The sequence below is a fragment of the Tichowtungia aerotolerans genome, assembly GCF_009905215.1.
GTDB lineage: Bacteria > Verrucomicrobiota > Kiritimatiellia > Kiritimatiellales > Tichowtungiaceae > Tichowtungia > Tichowtungia aerotolerans.
In genome coordinates this window covers 3,491,691-3,508,545 of sequence record NZ_CP047593.1, presented here as the reverse complement: position 1 = coordinate 3,508,545, position 16,855 = coordinate 3,491,691, and the positions used below count along the sequence as shown (strand labels likewise).

General features: G+C 50.9%; 18 protein-coding genes. 7 read left to right on the top strand and 11 right to left on the bottom strand.

Annotation, left to right across the window (positions count from 1 at the left end; genetic code table 11):
• Nucleotides 1-228 precede the first annotated feature (228 nt).
• The gene (locus GT409_RS14420) at nucleotides 229-1,011 is read right to left on the bottom strand and encodes a hypothetical protein (protein ID WP_160629758.1); all 783 of its coding nucleotides are present in this window, start codon (nucleotides 1,009-1,011) and stop codon (nucleotides 229-231) included.
• A 25-nt stretch (nucleotides 1,012-1,036) separates the two neighbouring features.
• On the bottom strand, nucleotides 1,037-1,795 hold the full coding sequence (locus tag GT409_RS14415; protein ID WP_160629757.1) for a hypothetical protein: 759 nt from the start codon (nucleotides 1,793-1,795) through the stop codon (nucleotides 1,037-1,039).
• 121 nt (nucleotides 1,796-1,916) lie between these two features.
• Between GT409_RS14415 and GT409_RS14410 the strand changes: the two genes are divergently transcribed.
• Nucleotides 1,917-3,701, top strand: coding sequence for a hypothetical protein (locus GT409_RS14410; protein ID WP_160629756.1), 1,785 nt, complete (start codon nucleotides 1,917-1,919; stop codon nucleotides 3,699-3,701).
• A gap of 105 nt (nucleotides 3,702-3,806) precedes the next feature.
• Nucleotides 3,807-4,421, top strand: a complete 615-nt coding sequence (locus GT409_RS14405; RefSeq protein ID WP_160629755.1) for a hypothetical protein — start codon at nucleotides 3,807-3,809, stop codon at nucleotides 4,419-4,421.
• Nucleotides 4,422-4,467: 46 nt separating this feature from the next.
• Here GT409_RS14405 and GT409_RS14400 read toward each other — a convergent pair whose 3' ends face one another.
• The 4 genes from GT409_RS14400 to GT409_RS14385 all read right to left on the bottom strand — a co-directional run bounded on the left by GT409_RS14400 (nucleotide 4,468) and on the right by GT409_RS14385 (nucleotide 8,265).
• Nucleotides 4,468-5,796: a phenylacetate--CoA ligase family protein gene (locus GT409_RS14400; RefSeq protein ID WP_160629754.1), complete on the bottom strand. Its 1,329-nt coding sequence runs from the start codon at nucleotides 5,794-5,796 to the stop codon at nucleotides 4,468-4,470.
• A complete protein-coding gene (locus tag GT409_RS14395) occupies nucleotides 5,796-6,236 on the bottom strand; it encodes an ACT domain-containing protein (RefSeq protein ID WP_160629753.1) in 441 nt (146 codons plus the stop codon). Before GT409_RS14395 ends, GT409_RS14400 begins: the two co-directional genes overlap by 1 nt.
• A gap of 74 nt (nucleotides 6,237-6,310) precedes the next feature.
• Entirely contained in the window at nucleotides 6,311-7,642 is a 1,332-nt protein-coding gene (locus GT409_RS14390) for a phenylacetate--CoA ligase family protein (protein ID WP_160629752.1), read from the bottom strand.
• Nucleotides 7,643-7,830: 188 nt separating this feature from the next.
• Nucleotides 7,831-8,265, bottom strand: coding sequence for a hypothetical protein (locus tag GT409_RS14385; RefSeq protein ID WP_160629751.1), 435 nt, complete (start codon nucleotides 8,263-8,265; stop codon nucleotides 7,831-7,833).
• A gap of 231 nt (nucleotides 8,266-8,496) precedes the next feature.
• Between GT409_RS14385 and GT409_RS14380 the strand changes: the two genes are divergently transcribed.
• The 4 genes from GT409_RS14380 to GT409_RS14365 all read left to right on the top strand — a co-directional run bounded on the left by GT409_RS14380 (nucleotide 8,497) and on the right by GT409_RS14365 (nucleotide 11,494).
• Nucleotides 8,497-8,907, top strand: coding sequence for an acyl-CoA thioesterase (locus tag GT409_RS14380; RefSeq protein WP_160629750.1), 411 nt, complete (start codon nucleotides 8,497-8,499; stop codon nucleotides 8,905-8,907).
• Nucleotides 8,904-10,493: a thiamine pyrophosphate-dependent enzyme gene (locus GT409_RS14375; protein WP_160629749.1), complete on the top strand. Its 1,590-nt coding sequence runs from the start codon at nucleotides 8,904-8,906 to the stop codon at nucleotides 10,491-10,493. The genes GT409_RS14380 and GT409_RS14375 overlap by 4 nt, the downstream gene beginning before the upstream one ends.
• Nucleotides 10,494-10,563: 70 nt before the next feature.
• Complete coding sequence (locus GT409_RS14370; RefSeq protein WP_160629748.1) at nucleotides 10,564-11,031, top strand: 2-oxoacid:acceptor oxidoreductase family protein; 468 nt, start codon at nucleotides 10,564-10,566, stop codon at nucleotides 11,029-11,031.
• Complete coding sequence (locus GT409_RS14365; protein ID WP_160629747.1) at nucleotides 11,000-11,494, top strand: hotdog fold thioesterase; 495 nt, start codon at nucleotides 11,000-11,002, stop codon at nucleotides 11,492-11,494. The genes GT409_RS14370 and GT409_RS14365 overlap by 32 nt, the downstream gene beginning before the upstream one ends.
• 31 nt (nucleotides 11,495-11,525) lie before the next feature.
• On the opposite strand, the gene GT409_RS14360 is transcribed toward GT409_RS14365, so the two are convergent.
• The 4 genes from GT409_RS14360 to GT409_RS15955 all read right to left on the bottom strand — a co-directional run bounded on the left by GT409_RS14360 (nucleotide 11,526) and on the right by GT409_RS15955 (nucleotide 15,320).
• Complete coding sequence (locus GT409_RS14360; RefSeq protein ID WP_160629746.1) at nucleotides 11,526-12,026, bottom strand: GNAT family N-acetyltransferase; 501 nt, start codon at nucleotides 12,024-12,026, stop codon at nucleotides 11,526-11,528.
• Nucleotides 12,027-12,103: 77 nt separating this feature from the next.
• Entirely contained in the window at nucleotides 12,104-13,480 is a 1,377-nt protein-coding gene (locus GT409_RS14355) for an alginate export family protein (protein WP_160629745.1), read from the bottom strand.
• Between the two features lie 13 nt (nucleotides 13,481-13,493).
• On the bottom strand, nucleotides 13,494-15,137 hold the full coding sequence (locus GT409_RS14350; RefSeq protein WP_160629744.1) for a sodium:solute symporter family protein: 1,644 nt from the start codon (nucleotides 15,135-15,137) through the stop codon (nucleotides 13,494-13,496).
• A 9-nt stretch (nucleotides 15,138-15,146) separates the two neighbouring features.
• Nucleotides 15,147-15,320: a symporter small accessory protein gene (locus GT409_RS15955; protein ID WP_233231568.1), complete on the bottom strand. Its 174-nt coding sequence runs from the start codon at nucleotides 15,318-15,320 to the stop codon at nucleotides 15,147-15,149.
• A gap of 130 nt (nucleotides 15,321-15,450) precedes the next feature.
• Between GT409_RS15955 and GT409_RS14345 the strand changes: the two genes are divergently transcribed.
• The gene (locus GT409_RS14345; RefSeq protein ID WP_160629743.1) at nucleotides 15,451-16,287 is read left to right on the top strand and encodes a PHP domain-containing protein; all 837 of its coding nucleotides are present in this window, start codon (nucleotides 15,451-15,453) and stop codon (nucleotides 16,285-16,287) included.
• Nucleotides 16,288-16,334: 47 nt separating this feature from the next.
• On the opposite strand, the gene GT409_RS14340 is transcribed toward GT409_RS14345, so the two are convergent.
• Entirely contained in the window at nucleotides 16,335-16,769 is a 435-nt protein-coding gene (locus tag GT409_RS14340; RefSeq protein ID WP_160629742.1) for a hypothetical protein, read from the bottom strand.
• Between the last annotated feature and the right edge of the window lie 86 nt (nucleotides 16,770-16,855).

The following is a 16,855-nucleotide window of genomic DNA, read 5'->3' as shown; positions in this document are numbered from 1 at the left end:
ACGAAATGAAAGAAAGCAAAAACAAACCAAAAGCAAAACATTTTCGTTCAGCGGGGCTTGCAATGATTTGAAACTCATTGCATGAGGGCGCATCTTTCTTTTCCAAACCTTAGAAGAGCCCATTTCGGTTCTGATGAGATACCTTGCAGGTTTTAAGTGCGATAGTGGCAGGGTTTGTTGTTGTTTTTTTTCTAGGCCCTGCGGAGGGCGCGAAGAGCGGCGGAATGTTTATTCGTCAAAATATTTGATTTTACGGGTGGCGATCTCCTTGCCGTACAGCGTTTTTTTGCCGTCATGGATCATATGAATTTTTGAAATCCGTTTTGTCCAATTACCGGTTTTATCTTTTTGAGGGTGTGTATAGGTCGTGATGAAGGAGTATCCGTTTGTGGCAAAAGACTTGTAGCTGTACTCCCTCAGTAATCCGTAAGAACTCCATTTGAATACGGAGAGTCTGGTCGGTTCGTTTTCGGCATCGAAGGTCGTTGATTCGTACTCCCTGTTGTTGAGCAGTCGCTTGATTTGGGTGGCCCGGGTCAGAGTGTTGCTGGAAGATCTTTCTTCGATGTAATATTCATATCCGGCGGGCGTGTAGGCGGTGATCCTGAATGTGCCATTATTTAAGTTCTGGCGAAGAATCTGTCCGGATTCTATGTCGATCGTATACCTGTATGTTTTATTTGTTTCGGTTTCTGAATCATTGATGGTTTTTTCGAACAGGCATCCATTGGTTGTGTACGCGTAAACTGTGTGCTTGGACGTGTCGTCATCGACGTCCGTGTCAATCGCGGTCATCAGGTTGCCTTTTTCATCATAGATACGCTCTTTCTCTCGGGTTGTGTGTTTTGAGTAGCTGCTTTTGAAAATTTCTTTTTGATAAACTGTATGAGTCGATTTAACGGGGCCGAAAAGGTCACTTTCCACAGTGTCCGGAACTTTAATGTCCAGATGTGTCTGGGCATGTGCAAAGGTGCTGGCGCAAAGCAAGGCTGATATGATATGTTTTCTCATTTGGTCCCCAGTCTGACTCAGGTTTTTATTCGTATATTTTCTGGTAAGTGGCACGGTCGCGTTTGCGGGGAATTTCTCCGTCTTCAACTTCCTGTTCGATCCATTCGTCTGAAAGACCGGGTTTTCGGACACGGAGCAGTATTCCCAGGACATTAGACCCGGTATCGAACGGTCGTCCTCCCCACCGAATGCCCGGTGCGGATTGATAACTGATAGAACTGATAAAGGGATTGGTTTTAAAATTCCAGGTGGTCCCGGGGAGAAGAGTGTCTCGCTCAATGCTTCCTGCCAGTTGATATTGACCGACATCGTCCGATGTCAGGCGGTGTGTGAAAAAAATACGATAGTCAACATTGAGGCTTTTGAACGGGGTATCGGATTCATTTTTCAAGGCTATGTTGTAAATGCAGGTGCTTCGAACCTCTGTGCCGATGGTGTCTTCACGCTCTTTTTTTGTAAAAGAATCGGTAATGGTACCGACGATGTTACTTGAGGATTCGGTGTAACTGGGTCGGAGGGTTACGCTCAGATTGGATTTTCGCTTAAAGTTTTTATCCGCTTTCCAGAGTATAACGGTTTCCTGGCTTTCGGCGGTGAAAGAGGAAAGCGGAAGTGTGATCAGCTGTCCATCCTGATTGACTTTTACGAGAGCGGTTGACGGGGCGTATGATGAAATTTTTCCATCAATGGATACTCCGTTCGTTTCAACGAGTATAATTGCAGATGTAATTGTCGGAAACCAGAGTGCGGAAAAGATGAGCATGACTGAAATAACTTGTCGCATGGGGCTTCTTTCTGCTGGCTAAAATATGAAAGATATTTTTTTTATCACAAATTTGTAGAAATTCTAATTTATTCGTGAGATTTTCGAAGCAATGAATCGATTGTTTATAAAGGTTGTTTTTGTGACGGCAGGTTGTTGGGTATGGAGCGATTCTGCGCTGGATTTAACAACCAATAATGTGCCGGTGGCGGCTTCCTCTGCAAATGAAGCTCCGGCAGAAGTTATTTCTACAAATGATGTTGCTTTGTCTGTAACCAATACGCCCATAGAGATTGCTGATATTTTTCCGATTGAGGTGGATGCATATGTGGCAGCAAACCCGACTTCTTCCGAGTTGATTAGGCTTTTTTCAAGTTTGGGGTCTGATGAGCTCGATGCGGTGGAGGTTTCCCGGGAAATTCTGGTTAAAAGTCTGGCCGAAGGACAGGGGCGTGCAGGAGTCGAGGCCTTACGTAAATATCTAAGAGTACGGGCCGGATCTTTTGCTCAGGATGACTCGGTGGCTTTGGATGAGATGTCAGCAGTGGCCTGTTGTGCCAGAAGTCTGGAAGCATTTCAGGATGCCTCTGATATTTCCCCCCAGGTTTGGAGTTGGCTGTTCACTTCAAATGAACGAATACGGCTGGTAGCAGAAACTCTTACAGATGACGATAATACGTCTGAAGCAGCTCTCATCATTCAAAAGCTTTACGATCATGATCCCGAATCCCGAGATCAGTTTCTGAATCTGATTCTCGCCATGGCAGTTGTTTGGGATACTCCACGCAGGGAAATGCACAACCAGATTGGAGAAGGGTGGCTTCCGCCGGATGAAGATGTTTCTCTGTATTATGATTATTTCAAACGGCTTTACAGCTCAGCGAAAACCAAGGTCTCTTATGACGAGCTTTCGGTCGATTCGCTGGTGTTTGTTGTCGACGTTCCGACGCCGCTTGGCGAGCTGGAGTGGGCGCTGGAAAATGTGGATGGCAGTCGCAGCCTGTGGGGAAAACACTATGACGAGATTACTTACGATCTGACCCGTCTTCTTCGAAAGATCTATATCTGGCCGCATCACGAATACACCTTGCAGGAAATTCAGGAATGTTTCGGAATTTGTGTGGATCAGGCTTATTACTGCGTTGTTTCTGCCCGGGCTCACGGCATTCCCTGTCTCTATTTTCACGGCCGGGGTAAATACGGAGGACATGCCTGGTTCGGGTTCATGAAGAGAAAAGAAGAATGGGAGATGGATATCGGTCGTTATTCCAAACAGGGGTATGCCACCGGGTTTGCCATTCATCCGCAAACGGACCGGGAAATGACAGATCATGAACTCGAGTATTTCTGTTCACGGGCCCTGCAGCCAAAAAAATTCCGCGATGCTTCGGTGTTGGTTCATCTTGCCGAGATCCTGCAGGACGAAGATTTCTTTTCGGGGGCGTTAGCGGCAGCACGAAAAGCACGTGAGGTCGATTCTCTGTGCGATGCTGCCTGGGAAATGGAATGTGAAGTTCTGGTCAATACGGATTGTATTGAAGATGCAATCGAACTGCTGAAGGAAAAAGCAGTTTGTTTTAAATATTTTCCGGATGTTGCCGCGGACGCCCTGCAGCAGCAGGCAGTCCTCCTGAAACGAAGCGGCGATGCGCTGGCGGCTGAAAAACTTCTTCGACGGGAAGTGGCGAGAGTCGCTTCCCGAAGAGACGATCTGCAGCAGGATCTTGTGTTGGCCCAGGCCAATCAGTTGCTCGCACAGGGAAATGCTCGAGAGGGTATGGAGGCCATAGAACGCATTCTGCGGGATCAGCGCAAGGACGGCAGCGGTCAGAAAGTCTATGTATTGATTGTGGAATACAAGAAGTTCGCCGAACGGGCCGGGCTGTCTTCTGATGCTGATCGGTTTCTGGCAAGCTATTACCGATAGGTAACAGTTTTTTCGCAGAGAAACGAAAGTCGTGTCGTCTTTTTCTTTAAAGGAAATAAGTCTGTTATCTTGAGGATCTGATTTTGCCTTGCTAGGTTTACTCTTATGATAAAAAAAATAATTACTTTTCTTATCGGCGGAATTGTTTGTGCAGGCCCTGGATTTGCAGAGGATGTTTCAGTCAATGATCTTGAAGCTGCTTTTGAAAAACTGACGATCAAAATCGATCAGTCTTCATTGAGCGGCAAAGAGGTCAAGAAGCTTGGTTTTTTTGACGATGGTGATGGAATTGATATAGATTACTCAGGGTTTGTTTATGTCCTCGATTTTCGCAATAGGTCGTCAATTAATCTGAACAATTTAAAGGTGGAATGCCGTTTTTTTTATACACTGGATATTGAATGGAGAGCTGGATACGCGGTGGGTGGAAGAAATCTTAAACATCGTTCCAAATCAGAGCAAAAGTATTATGAGGACTCTCTTGATATTAACTTGAGGCCAGAAGAGCGATATAAAGCAGAAACTCGATCTTTTGTCATCAAGTCTTGGGCGCTGGATCATCAATATTATTCTGACGATGGGGATAAAGGAGATGCCGACCCGATTGGCCTGTGGGTGCGGGTTTCAATTGAAACCCCAGCCGGAGATACGGTTACCAGAGATTTTTGTGAGCCGGACTCTCTTCCATCCAATGTTTCCTGGGACGGAAAATCGATTTGATGTCCTGACATCCGCTGGATTTATGAGTTTCCCAATATCTGGAAAATCAGATCAGTCCTTTTTCGCGGCGCAGGTCTTTGACGCGGCTGGCTTTTCCGGTGAAACGTTCCAGTGTATTGGGTGAAACCAGCTCGATGTTCATGCGCAGGCCGGTGATGCCCTGAACGGCGCGACTGATCTTTTCTTTGAGTTCCTGCATTTCCTTCATGCCGGCACTGAAAAGTTCTTCGGTCATTTCCACCTGTACGGTGGCAATGTCGGTGCGGTCGGGCCGGTCCACGATGATTTGATAGTGCGGCGCAGTGCCTTCGACGCGCAGCAGCGCCTGTTCGATCTGCGAAGGGTAGACATTGACGCCTTTGATGATCAGCATGTCGTCACTGCGGCCGGTGACGCGGCTCATGCGCATGGTGGTGCGTCCGCAGGAGCACGGCTCGGGATTGAGCGAGGCGATGTCCCGGGTGCGGTAGCGGATGATAGGCATGGCCTCGCGGCACAGTGTGGTGAAAACCAGTTCGCCCTGTTCGCCGGGCGCTACCGGTTCGAGCGTTTGCGGATTGATGCACTCAACGATGAAATAATCTTCGGATATGTGCATGCCGTTTTTGGCAATGCATTCTCCGCTGATGCCCGGGCCGATGACTTCACTCAACCCGTAATTGTTGAAGCTGGCAATGCCGAGTTCGGATTCAATGCGGTCGGCCATATCCTGAGTCCATGGCTCTCCGCCGAAGAACGCATATTTGAGATTGAGAGCGTCACGTGGAATATCGTTGGAGATAATAAATTCGGAAATGGTCAGGGCATAACTCGGTGTGCAGACAAGCGCGTCGGCCTGCATGTCCATCAGCAGCATGACTTGTTTGGGGGTGTTGCCGGCGGCGGCTGGGATTACGGAGGCCCCGACCCGCTCGACGCCATAGTGCAGTCCGAATCCGCCGGTAAACAGACCGTAACCAAAGGCGATTTGAACCGTGTGTTCGGGGCGCAGGCCGCCCGCGGTCAGAAAGCGGGCGCACAGATTTGCCCACATATTCAGGTCATTGCGGGTATACGCCACCATGGTCGGTTTTCCGGTGGTGCCGGAAGAGCCGTGAAAACGCAGGACTTCGGAACGGTCCACGGCCAGCATGCCGAGAGGATATTGCTCGCGCAAATCGTCTTTGGTGGTGAAGGGCAATCGGCGCAAATCATCCAGCGACTGGATCGAGTCGGCAAGGATTCCAGCTTTCGCAAAGGCATCTTGGTAATAAGGGATATTCTGGGCGTGAGCAACGGCTTTTTGCAGCCGTTTGAGCTGCAGTGCCTGCAGTTCGCCGCGCGGAAGCATTTCTGCGTGATCGAGAATTCGGTTTTCGGGGAGATTCGGAGTCATTATCGGGCGGCCCTTTGATGAATTTCGTTGGCTTCCAAAACATTGAACCCGGCGGTTCGGAGGGCGTCAATAGCTTTGTCCATATTGTCGAAACGGAAGAGAAGGACCGCGTTTTCTCCGCTCTTGATCGTGAAGGCATACATGTATTCGACGCTTATGCCGGCGTCTTCTTCGATCTTCAGCACATTGCTCAGTCCGCCGGGCTCGTCTTTGACTTCCACAGCAATAACTTCTGTGATTTTTGCGACGAATCCCGCCTCCTCGAGAACGGCCTTGGCCGTTTCAGAGTCATTGACAATTAACCGTAAAATACCGAATTGTTCAGTGTCGGCGAGCGAGAGAGTCAGTAGATTGATATGGTTTGCCCCGAGAATGTCGCATGCTTCACGCAGACGACCGGGTTTGTTTTCAAGAAAAACAGACAGTTGCTTCAGTTTCATTTTTGTCTCCTTGTTGCGTACTTCATAATGCGTACTGCTTTTGCCGCTCAATGCATAATACGTAATACGAAATTCTATTTATTCCGCTGGTCGATGACTCGTTTTGCTTTTCCCTGAGAACGGGCAATCGTGTTCGGTTCCGCCAGCGTCAGTTTTACACGGATGCCCAGAATATGGGTGATTGCTTCATGGATTTTTTTCTTCAGTTCTTCGAGCCCTCGAACGGTGTCGCTGAACACTTCGTCTGTGACTTCTACCTGAACCTCCATCTGGTCCATGCCGTCCTGGTTGGTCAGAATGATCTGGTAGTGCGGCAGGGTACCTTCCGCTTTCAGCAGAGCGGCTTCGACCTGTGATGGGAAGACGTTGACGCCGCGAATGATAAACATGTCGTCGGAACGGCGCGCGATGCGTTCAATGCGTCGAACCGTGCGGCCGCAGGAGCATTTTTCGGTGATCACACTGGTAATGTCGTGTGTGCGGTAGCGCATTACAGGCATTGCTCGTTTGCTGAGTGTGGTAATGATCAGTTCACCTTCTTCGCCGTCGGGCATCGGTTCGTCAGTGACAGGGTCGACGATTTCAAAAAGAAAATGGTCTTCGAAAATGTGCAGCCCGCGCTGCGCGGAACAGGCCGAGGCGACGCCGGGGCCGATGATTTCAGACAGACCGTAAATATCGTAGGCTTTGATTCCCGTGCGGCCTTCAATGTATTCACGCATTTCATCGCTCCACGGCTCGGCGCCGAACACGCCGGCGCGCAAGGGGATATCGTTCCAGTCGACGCCCATTTCTTCGGCATACTCAATGAGGTGAAGGAAATAACTGGGAGTCGAACAGATGGCCGTTGAGCCGAAGTCGCGCATCACCATAATCTGCCGCTCGGAGTTTCCTCCGGAAATTGGAATAACCGTGGCGCCGAGAGCCTCTGCGCCGTAGTGAGCGCCGAGCCCTCCGGTGAACAGTCCGTATCCGTAGGCATTCTGGATGATGTCGCCATGGTGCAGTCCCGCGCAGGCAAAAGTGCGCACCATCACTTCTTTCCAGACTTCGATGTCTTCTTCGGTATAGGCGACAACAATCGGTTTTCCGGTGGTTCCGGAAGAAGCATGCAGCCGGACGACTTCATTCATGGGAACGCAGAAAAGCCCATAGGGGTAGGTGTCGCGAAGGTCGGTTTTCTGGGTAAAAGGAAGCAGGTTAACATCTTCGAGAGTCTTAATATCCTCGGGGGTGAGTCCTTTGGCATCCATCCGTTCGCGGAAGAGTTTCTGGTTTTCGTAGGCGTGTTTGGTGACCGCCCGAAGACGTTGAAGCTGTAGAGTGCGAAGCTGGTCCTCACCCATATAATCCGCCGTGGATGATGGATGAATCAGGTTCTCATGATCGTTCCATAAATCGCGCATTCTGAATTCCTTTCGAATCATTTAAGACCCGTCAGGGTATTAAAACCCTCAATTAACCGCAAGGTTGGATCAGGATTTTAACCGTGAAAAAATGTTTGGAACTCAAAGTTATAGATAAGGAATTGACTCTTCTTTTGGACGGTGATGGACCATCGATCCCAAGGATCGATAAGTAATGAATGCGATCGTCAGCTGTTATTGTTTTTATTGAGCTGTTTCAGGACAGAGTCGGCGATCTCGGGATATAGTTTTCGCAGACAATCCGGGCATAATGAATGAGTGAAGTCTGCTTCTGATTCTTCTGAAATATAGGCATCGATTTCATGCCATTGTCCATTGCTTCCTATCTTTTTGCATGCTGAACAGATAGGCAGCAGTCCTTCCAGTACTTTTATCTTTGTTAGAAATCCTTTACAGGTGCGGATTGTAATGAACCAAATGACAATGACCGCGGCACTTTCGAGAAGTGATTCTGCGTAGTTTGGTGGTGTTTGAGGGCCAATCTTGAGAAGGTACGGGAGGTCAAAACACTCGTCTGCCCACATCAGCCCCAGGACAATCACATAAGATATGTGAATGGTTGCCTTGAGCTTACGAAAACAGCCTGCGGCTCGGTGTTTCATAATAAAGTATGATCAAACATTTAAGGTTTTCATAGGTAGAGCGCTGAACTGCATAAATATTATCTTGTTGGTAAGAATTCGTCAAACTGCTTTTGTTTTTTGCCTTTTCGGGGGAGTAAGGAGAGAGTTCGTCCATTTATTCATTTTTTTGGGGCGTTTTCAAATTCCTGTGTTTGCTTGAATGGGCGGTTGTGAATTGCGTAGACTGCTCAGTCATTTACAGGAAGTTTTATGATTCGACATACACATCAGGTTCGGGTTCGTTACAGCGAATCTGACCGCATGGGAACCTATTACAACTCCCGCCTGCTGGAGTGGATGGAAGTGGGGCGTTCGGAACTGCTGCGTGCGGCAGGAGTTCCTTATGGCGAATGGGAGGCGCGCGGAGTGATGGCGCCGATTATTGAGTCGCACCTTCAATTCAAAGGACGTGCCGGCTATGATGACCTGCTGAACATTGAGACGACTCTGGTTCGGGAAGGTCGGGTGCGGGTTAAGTTTGAATCAAAACTGACTCAGGCGGATAGCGGTGCGCCGGTTGCGGAAGGCTGGACTATTCATGCCCTGACAAATCCGGATGGCCGACCTTTACGTTTGCCAGGCTGGGTGAAACATTTTTTAGAGAAAGAAGGAGATCTATGAGTAAAGAACGGATGCTTTTAAGTGGAAACGAAGCTGTAGCTCTGGGAGCGCTGCATGCCGGAACGACGCTGGGCGTTGGTTATCCCGGGACGCCATCAACTGAAATCCTGGAAAACGCCTCAAAACTTGGTGTGAACTGCCAGTGGTCACCGAACGAAAAGGTCGCGTCGGAAGTCGCCATCGGTGTGGCATTTGCCGGAGCGCGTACGCTGTGCACGATGAAGCATGTTGGCCTCAATGTGGCGGCGGATCCGTTTTTCACGGTGGCCTATACCGGTGTGACCGGAGGAATGGTGCTTGCGGTGGCCGATGATCCCGGAATGGCATCCTCCCAGAACGAGCAGGACAGCCGCAATTACGCTCGCGCGGCCGGTGTGCCGATGCTCGAGCCAGCCGATTCTCAGGAAGCCTATGAGATGACCCGGTTGGCATTTGAGCTTTCCGAACGTTGGAAACAGCCGGTGATTCTTCGCCTTTGCACCCGCGTTTGTCATTCAAAAACAATTGTGGTGCCTTGCGAGGCGACCGAAGGCCCCGGAGCGGACTATCAGCGCGACATCAAGCAGCGTGTCATGATCCCTGCCTACGCGCGTCTTGCGCACAAAACCCTTCGCAAAAAACTGGCGGATCTGGAAGAGTGGAACTGCGCTTCCGGTCCCAATCAGGTGCTGGGTGAAGGACGCTTGGGGATTATCGCCAACGGTGTTGCTGCACTGCATGCCCAGGAAGCGGTTCCGGAAGCAAGGATTTTCAAAATCGGCATGAGCTGGCCGCTGCCGATGAAAGCACTGCTTGAATTTATCGCCTCGGTTGACGACTGTGTCGTGATTGAAGAAGGCGACCCCTTTATTCAGACAGAAATTCAGGCAGCCGGAGGAAAGGTCCGCCCGCGGCTCGAGCGCTATCGGTTCGGCGAACTTGATGTGACACGTGTAAAACGTATCCTGGCCGGTGATGATTCTGAAGAAGCAGCTCCTCCAAAAGGAAAACCGCCGCAGCTGTGCCAGGGCTGTCCGCATCGTTTCAGTTTTGAGGTGCTGAAAAAACGCGGATGCATTATTACTGGTGATATCGGCTGCTACACCCTCAGTGTGCTGCCGCCGTTTGAGACCATGGATACCTGCGTATGCATGGGGGCATCCATTGGTGTCGGGCTCGGTATGCGTCACGTGCTTCCAGAGGATCAGGCCCGCAAGGTAGTCAGTGTGATTGGAGATTCAACCTTTATGCATAGCGGGCTGACCGGTATCGCAGAAATGATCTACAACCGTCCAAAAACCGGTCATGTGATCGTGATTCTTGATAACTCGACCACCGCTATGACCGGATTGCAGGAACATCCCGGGACTGGAAAAAAGATGGATCACTCGGCCGCCGAAAACCGGGTTTGCATTGAAGATACGCTGAAGGCGATGGGCGTTGAAAAAATCGTTATTGTCGATCCGTCCAAAGAGGCCGGGGCCTATGAGAAAGCAGTAGACGAAGCGCTGGGTTCGAATGATCTGACGGTGATTATCGCCCGGCGCCCCTGCATCCTCGCTCTGGCCCGTGACGCAAAATTCGCCCGTGGTGAAAAAGTAAGATAGATGCGTATTACGTGTTGCGTCGGTATTTCTGACACGCAATACGCCGTACGAAATACGAAAGGAATTTGATGTGAATAAAACAGTAAACGTAAAATTTGCAGGTCTGGGCGGTCAGGGAATTCTGACCTGTACGGATATCCTCGGTCACGTGGTTTTTGATTTGGGGTTTGATGTCAAAAAGGCGGAAGTGCATGGAATGAGTCAGCGTGGTGGAGCCATTACCTCCGATCTGCGTTACGGGAAAAAAGTGTTCAGCCCGATGATTCCGACCGGAGAAGCGGATTACCTGGTTGTGTTGACTGAAGATCAGGTTGACGTCAATCAGCATCAGCTGAAAGACGGTGGAGTGCTGGTGACCCCCGCGGATTTTCCGGTCGATCAGCTTGAGAACAAACGGACGCTGAACGTGGCTCTGCTCGGAGCACTCAGCAGGCATATGGAGTTTGCTGAAGAGCTTTGGCTGGATGCCATCCGCAAGCAGCTTCCGGAACGCCTGCATGAGGTGAATGAAAAAGCGTTTGGCCTGGGTCGGGGATGACCCGGGCAATGACCCCCAGAATCCGAATCTTCAAACCGGAGGTTTTGAAATGAGTGCTGGAAAAATCAAAGAGTTGATCCGGAAAAACGATCAGCTGGGCCGGTTGCTTGGCGTCGAGCTGACGGACGTGAGCGAAGGCCGGGCCTATGCAGAACTGACGGTGAAAAAAGAGCACCTCAATGCCGCCGGGGTTTGCCATGGCGGATCCATTTTCGCATTGGCGGATATTGCGTTGGCTGCAGCGTCCAATTCCTGCGGACAGGTGGCGCTGTTGACCAACGGCAACATTCAGGTCTTCCATGCGACGCAGCTCGGGGATACCTTGATAGCCAAAGCCAAAGAGGTCTCTGCAAGCCGCAAGCTGGCGCACTATCGCGTCAAGGTTACGAATCGGGCAGGGGATCAGATCGCTGTTTACAACGCAACGGTCTACAAAACTTCGGCGCCGCTTCCGGAGGCATAGTGTTCTAATGGTTGGATCATTCTGAAATCGGCTATACCACCGTCTTTTCCATTCGGTAATCGTCCATCACAAAACCGTTCCCGATATCCTGAACAATGGATTCAGCGTTCCTGAAGCCGGATCGGATATACCATTTGATGGATCCTGCGTTGTTTTTATTCACGGTCAGCCACAGGGTTGTGAGTCCGCGTTCGCGGCAGATGTCTTCTGCAAACTGAAGCATGGTCTGCCCGAGTCCCTGACCCCGGACTGATTTTGACACATACAGTTTACTGATCATCAGTTCATTGGCTTCAGGGTTCGGCACGAGGGCGATGTATCCTGCGTTTTCATTATTCTGGATAATGAGATAATATTCATATCCGGCGGTCAGCTGAGACTCAATGGCGTGTTCGCTCTGGAAATTCTCGAGCATATAGTCGACCAGAGCCTGTCCAACGATTGGAATGTAATGTTTGGTCCAGATTTCACGGGCAAGTTCCGCCGTATCGGCAATCTGTTCCGGTGTTTCAACTTTTATGATGTTCGTCATTTCGTTTTTCAGACATTGGCCCGTTTGATCCCCGGTTTTCCAATTTCTGGAAAACCGGGGCCGGGAACGTATGTTTCTCAGAAGGAATAGTTCAGTTCAACGCGTGCGAAGAGTGCCGGATGGTTCTGCTGATCTTCGGAATAATAATTTCCGGGATCCATCGCCTCGAAAAGGATGTGGCCGCCCAGTTTGTCGCCTTTCGTCAACATATTCTTTTTAAGGGTAAAGGTGTTTTTGAGGGTGGCGAGAAATCCGCGTTCATCACCGCCGCCAACGCCGTCTTCTTCCGGAGCAAACATGTAACCGAGCATCAGGCTGGTTTGAACCTTTTCATGCGGATGGAAGGTGAAGTCCACGTGCGGCATGCTGAGGTTGGACCAGCGGCCGGCCCCTTCTGCGTCGAAGGCGTAGATGTAGAGCTCGCTGTATTGCGGCCAGCGGGCCCATAGCGGGTTCCATCCTTCGTCGTCAGACGTGGACGGATCGTCACCGGAGAGATAATACCATCCAAGACCGAGGGTGGATTTCATTGGACAGTCCGGGATATGCCAGTTGATGAGTGCATCGACCATGTAGGCGCTGATGTTGTCGCCGAACTGATAGGCCAGTTCCAGGTTGCTGTCGATATCGTCGGTGAATTTCTGCATCAGGCGTGTGCCGACGGTATGGCGATCCTGGTCGTCGTACAGAACGGTTGGTGTCGTTGTTGTATCAATCCAGGCTTCCTCTTTGGCTTTATAGAGATAATAGGCCTCGAGCGGCAGGCCTTCGATAGATTGATTTTTGAGGTAGATTCCGCCGCCGGCTTCCGCGCCGCCGTAGTACGAACCGGTTTTGCCGACGAGATCGCGTTCTTCGCTGTGAATGGCCAGCGGGTCTTCGGCGCGGGTGTAGATGCCGAGGAAGTCAATCGTTGTGTCCTGGATGCCGGAGTAGGTGGCCTTAACCGCATCAAAGTAGATCGTGCGCGATCCGTCTTTCGGGGTTCCGTCCAGAATAACTTTTCCTGTGCCGTAGATGAGATCCTGACGCCCGGCACGGACCGACCAGTTTTCAGTGGCGTCCCAGTCGATGTACAGGTTGTCGATTACAATTTCATCCAATGCATTCCATGCACTGGACCCGGCGGTTTTCGAGCGGTTCTGCCAGGTGCGGAATTCGTTGATGATACGGCCGTGGAATTTCAAATTTTCAGTGGCCTGATACTCGCCCCAAAGTCGGGTGCGATAGCGCTGGAAGCTGTTGGCACCGCCACGGGTTTCGGCGCCCATGGGCAGGGGGATGTTGTCGAAATAGACACTGCGCAGACGAATATCTCCGCCCCATCTGAATCTGGATTGCCCGGCGGCCTCCGGAACCGCCTTTTTCGTGTCAGCGGCTGTTTCCGGATCGGCGGCCTGTGAGCAGACGGCACCGCAAAGAAGCAATGCGCATAAGAATTTGATTTTCTTCATTGGGAGTCCTTTTTTATTTGTTTAAGCAGAGGTCAAGATGGGTCTGCGGCAGTTTCTTTGTGAAAAGAGAAACCAGTATGGTTGCCAAAGCAGCGATCGGGAGGCTGATGATGATCGGGTCGACAAATGCCCAGATGAAAGGTCCGGTCTTTGTCAACACTTCGCAGCCGTCCACGACAGAGATGGCCAGAGAACGGGTGCCGAACCATTTACTGCAAAGGAGGAGGGCTGTGGATGACTTTTCCAGGACAAAGGTCATCCAGAACAGACTGGAGATGGATCCGGCCAGCATCCCGGCAATCGCGCCCGCTTTGGTGATGCCACGGCTCCAGAGCGCACCGATGTAGATCGGCAGAAAGGCACCGGCGCACAGGCCGAAGAAAATGGCAGTGCCGCGCGCGACGATGGCGGTACCGGTTTTGCCGAAACGGATGTCGATGATGTAGCTGAGGTAAACAGAAATCAGGATGCCGGCCAGGACGCCGAATCGCGTTGCCAGGACGCCGCGACCTTTTTTCTTTCCATTCAGAGACTCTTCAACGAGATCTCGACCAAGAGAGGTTCCCATAATGTGGAACTGGCTGCTGAGCGTACTCATGGCCGCAGACATCAGGGTCAGCATAAACAGAATGCTGAACCATTCCGGCGTTGCCTGCTGAAGGTACATGGGAATGATCTGCTCGACATCGCCTCCGGCTGCAGCAATCGAGATTTTGCCGGAGGTCTGCTCGAAAAAGACATTGGACAGGGCGCCAACAATATAGGCGACTCCGGCGGTAAGGAGAATGAAAACCCCTCCGATCGGGATGGCGCGATTGAGTTCCTTGCCGCTTTTCACCGTCATATAGCGTACTGCCAGCTGCGGCTGCGCCAGCACACCGATGCCGACACCCATGGTGATGGTGCTGACAGCAACCCACCACATGGAAGATCCAAACTGCGGCATCGACGTCCAGCCCCGGTGTCCGTTGGCGATCAGCTTTTCAGGAACCTTGTCGGCCATATCGGTCAGCATCTGGTGCGCCTGTGTGACGCCGCCCATTCGCTGGTAAGTGAGAACGAGAAGGATGCTGAGCCCAATCAGCATGACGGTGGCCTGCAGCGCGTCGGTGTACATGACTCCTTTGATGCCGCCCATGACAACGTACAGCGCGATGATAACCGAGAAAACAAACAGGGCGGTGTTGTAATCGATCGCAAACTGGTGTGCCAGGTATTTTGCGGCACCTGTCAGCACTGCAGATGCGTACATTGGAATAAACAGGAAGATGATGATTGCCGCTGAACCCTGAATGAAGCGGGACTGATAACGCCGCCCCAGCAGTTCGGGAAAGGTGTGCGCATCAAGGCGCAGGCCCATCCGGCGGGTTCGTCCCCCGAAGAGCCAGAAGGCGATAAAGATGCCCAGAAAGATATTCAGGAAAGGGAGCCACAACAGACTCATTCCGAAAACCGCTGAGGCGCCTCCGAATCCGATGATGGCAGAGGTGCTGATGAACGTAGCACCGTAAGACATGGCCATGACGTAGGGGTGGACCTTGCGGCCGGCGAGCATGTAGTCGGTTGCCGATTTGGTTCCCTTGTATCCACGAAATCCCAGATAGCCCACGATGAAAAGATAGGTAATAACAATAAAAATCATCCAGATTGAAACCATGAGTTGCTCCTACAGTTCGCTTTCCACGCGGTTTTCTTCCTCAGCCCAGTGCTGTATTTCTTCTTCCGGTTCCTCGCTATCATCTTTATTCCACTTCATGATTCCCCACACAACGCACAGCAGGGCGCTGAGCACGCAGAGGATGTACGGGGCGGCGACCCACGGATCCTTAATTCCAAGCATTCATAACCTCCTTATATAGTTCGCTACAGATCGATAAACCGGATACAGTTCCACTCAGTGTAAAAAAACAATAAGTTGCTGGCTAATTAAATAAGACAAAAATGCACCCGTTTTGTGCATCTTGAAAAAAATGATAGATCTCCATTGCCATTCTGTTTTTTCGGATGGATCCAATACGCCGGAAGAGCTGCTTGCCCTGGCCGAGCAGGGCGGACTTTCTGCGCTGGCGCTGACCGATCACGATACCACCGGCGGCCTGGAGCGCTTCATGGCCGCAGGTAAAGCGTCATCTGTTGAGGTGGTGCCGGGAATAGAATTAAGCGCCGAGTTTTCCGGGAGCGCCCTCCACATTCTCGGCTACCTGTTTGACGTCCAGAATTCAGAGCTTCAGGAGGCTCTGGCCTGGGTTCGTGAAGGACGCAAAGAGCGGAACGTCCAAATGTTGGAAAAGCTGAACGCTCTGGGCTATGACCTGACGATGGATGACGTTCGGAAATACGCCGGCGATGAATTGGTCGGCCGGCCTCATTTTGCATCTGCATTGATGGCGGGGGGACATTTCAAACACCCGAATAAAATCTACCGCCAGCTGCTCGGGAAAGGAAAGGCCGCCTATATCAATCGGCGACGGCTCACGCCCGTACAGTGTGTGGAGATCATTTCCAATGCCGGCGGCGCGGCGGTGATTGCGCATCCCGGACAAATGAAGATCACTCGCAATAAACTGAGACGGCTGGTCAGGAGTTTAAAGGACGTCGGGCTGGGCGGAATGGAGGTGCTTCATCCATCCCATCAGCAGCATCAGGTGGCTGCTTTCGAACAGATCTGCGCAGACTTTGATCTGGCGCCGACCGGCGGTACGGATTTTCATGGCGTGATCACGCCGGATCTCAGACTTGGCGTTGGCTTTGGAAATCTGGACGTTCCCGACAGGTTGCTGGTCGGCTTAAAAGCGCGCTGTTCATAAAAAAGCCCGACACATGGTCGGGCTTGAATCCGTCAGAAATCAGATGATTACTCAGCAGCTTCTTCGTCGCTGCCCCAGAATTTCCACCATTTTTTGCGTTTCTGCTGGGCCTGTTCAGAAGCTTTGTCTTTGCATTCTTTTTCAATTTTGCAGGCTTCATCTTTCGCGCACTCGGCTTTGTCTTTACCGGCTTTCATTGTGCATTCGGCCTTGTCTTTTGCACATTCAGCTTGATCTGCGCCTTTTTTCATTTCACAGGCGGCTTTCCCTTTTGCTTTTTCAGCACCTTCACAGGCGCCACAGTCAGCCTGAGCAGTTGCGGTGATCAGCATTGCACCGGCGATCATCAGTAACCATTTCTTCATTTGCATTCTCCTTCTGTTTGGTTTCCGTTTTTCTACCGGAACGAACTTTTCAAACGCATCCGTTCCGTTAAAGTGTGATTCTTTTACTCTTAATTTGGATAGAGTGCAACCTTTCATCTGTTTCCAGTGTTTGGAAAAAATCAGGAACAGTCTGCTGACTTCTGAGTTCACTTTCTTTCGCCGGTCCGGCAAGATGAACGGCT

Excerpts from the sequence above, each read along its gene's own strand:
- GT409_RS14420 (WP_160629758.1), bottom strand. The coding sequence starts at position 1,011 with ATGAGAAAACATATCATATCAGCCTTGCTTTGCGCCAGCACCTTTGCA.
- GT409_RS14415 (WP_160629757.1), bottom strand. The coding sequence starts at position 1,795 with ATGCGACAAGTTATTTCAGTCATGCTCATCTTTTCCGCACTCTGGTTT.
- GT409_RS14405 (WP_160629755.1), top strand. The coding sequence starts at position 3,807 with ATGATAAAAAAAATAATTACTTTTCTTATCGGCGGAATTGTTTGTGCA.
- GT409_RS14400 (WP_160629754.1), bottom strand. The coding sequence starts at position 5,796 with ATGACTCCGAATCTCCCCGAAAACCGAATTCTCGATCACGCAGAAATG.
- GT409_RS14395 (WP_160629753.1), bottom strand. The coding sequence starts at position 6,236 with ATGAAACTGAAGCAACTGTCTGTTTTTCTTGAAAACAAACCCGGTCGT.
- GT409_RS14390 (WP_160629752.1), bottom strand. The coding sequence starts at position 7,642 with ATGCGCGATTTATGGAACGATCATGAGAACCTGATTCATCCATCATCC.
- GT409_RS14385 (WP_160629751.1), bottom strand. The coding sequence starts at position 8,265 with ATGAAACACCGAGCCGCAGGCTGTTTTCGTAAGCTCAAGGCAACCATT.
- GT409_RS14380 (WP_160629750.1), top strand. The coding sequence starts at position 8,497 with ATGATTCGACATACACATCAGGTTCGGGTTCGTTACAGCGAATCTGAC.
- GT409_RS14375 (WP_160629749.1), top strand. The coding sequence starts at position 8,904 with ATGAGTAAAGAACGGATGCTTTTAAGTGGAAACGAAGCTGTAGCTCTG.
- GT409_RS14365 (WP_160629747.1), top strand. The coding sequence starts at position 11,000 with ATGAAAAAGCGTTTGGCCTGGGTCGGGGATGACCCGGGCAATGACCCC.
- GT409_RS14360 (WP_160629746.1), bottom strand. The coding sequence starts at position 12,026 with ATGACGAACATCATAAAAGTTGAAACACCGGAACAGATTGCCGATACG.
- GT409_RS14355 (WP_160629745.1), bottom strand. The coding sequence starts at position 13,480 with ATGAAGAAAATCAAATTCTTATGCGCATTGCTTCTTTGCGGTGCCGTC.
- GT409_RS14350 (WP_160629744.1), bottom strand. The coding sequence starts at position 15,137 with ATGGTTTCAATCTGGATGATTTTTATTGTTATTACCTATCTTTTCATC.
- GT409_RS15955 (WP_233231568.1), bottom strand. The coding sequence starts at position 15,320 with ATGCTTGGAATTAAGGATCCGTGGGTCGCCGCCCCGTACATCCTCTGC.
- GT409_RS14345 (WP_160629743.1), top strand. The coding sequence starts at position 15,451 with ATGATAGATCTCCATTGCCATTCTGTTTTTTCGGATGGATCCAATACG.
- GT409_RS14340 (WP_160629742.1), bottom strand. The coding sequence starts at position 16,769 with ATGAAAGGTTGCACTCTATCCAAATTAAGAGTAAAAGAATCACACTTT.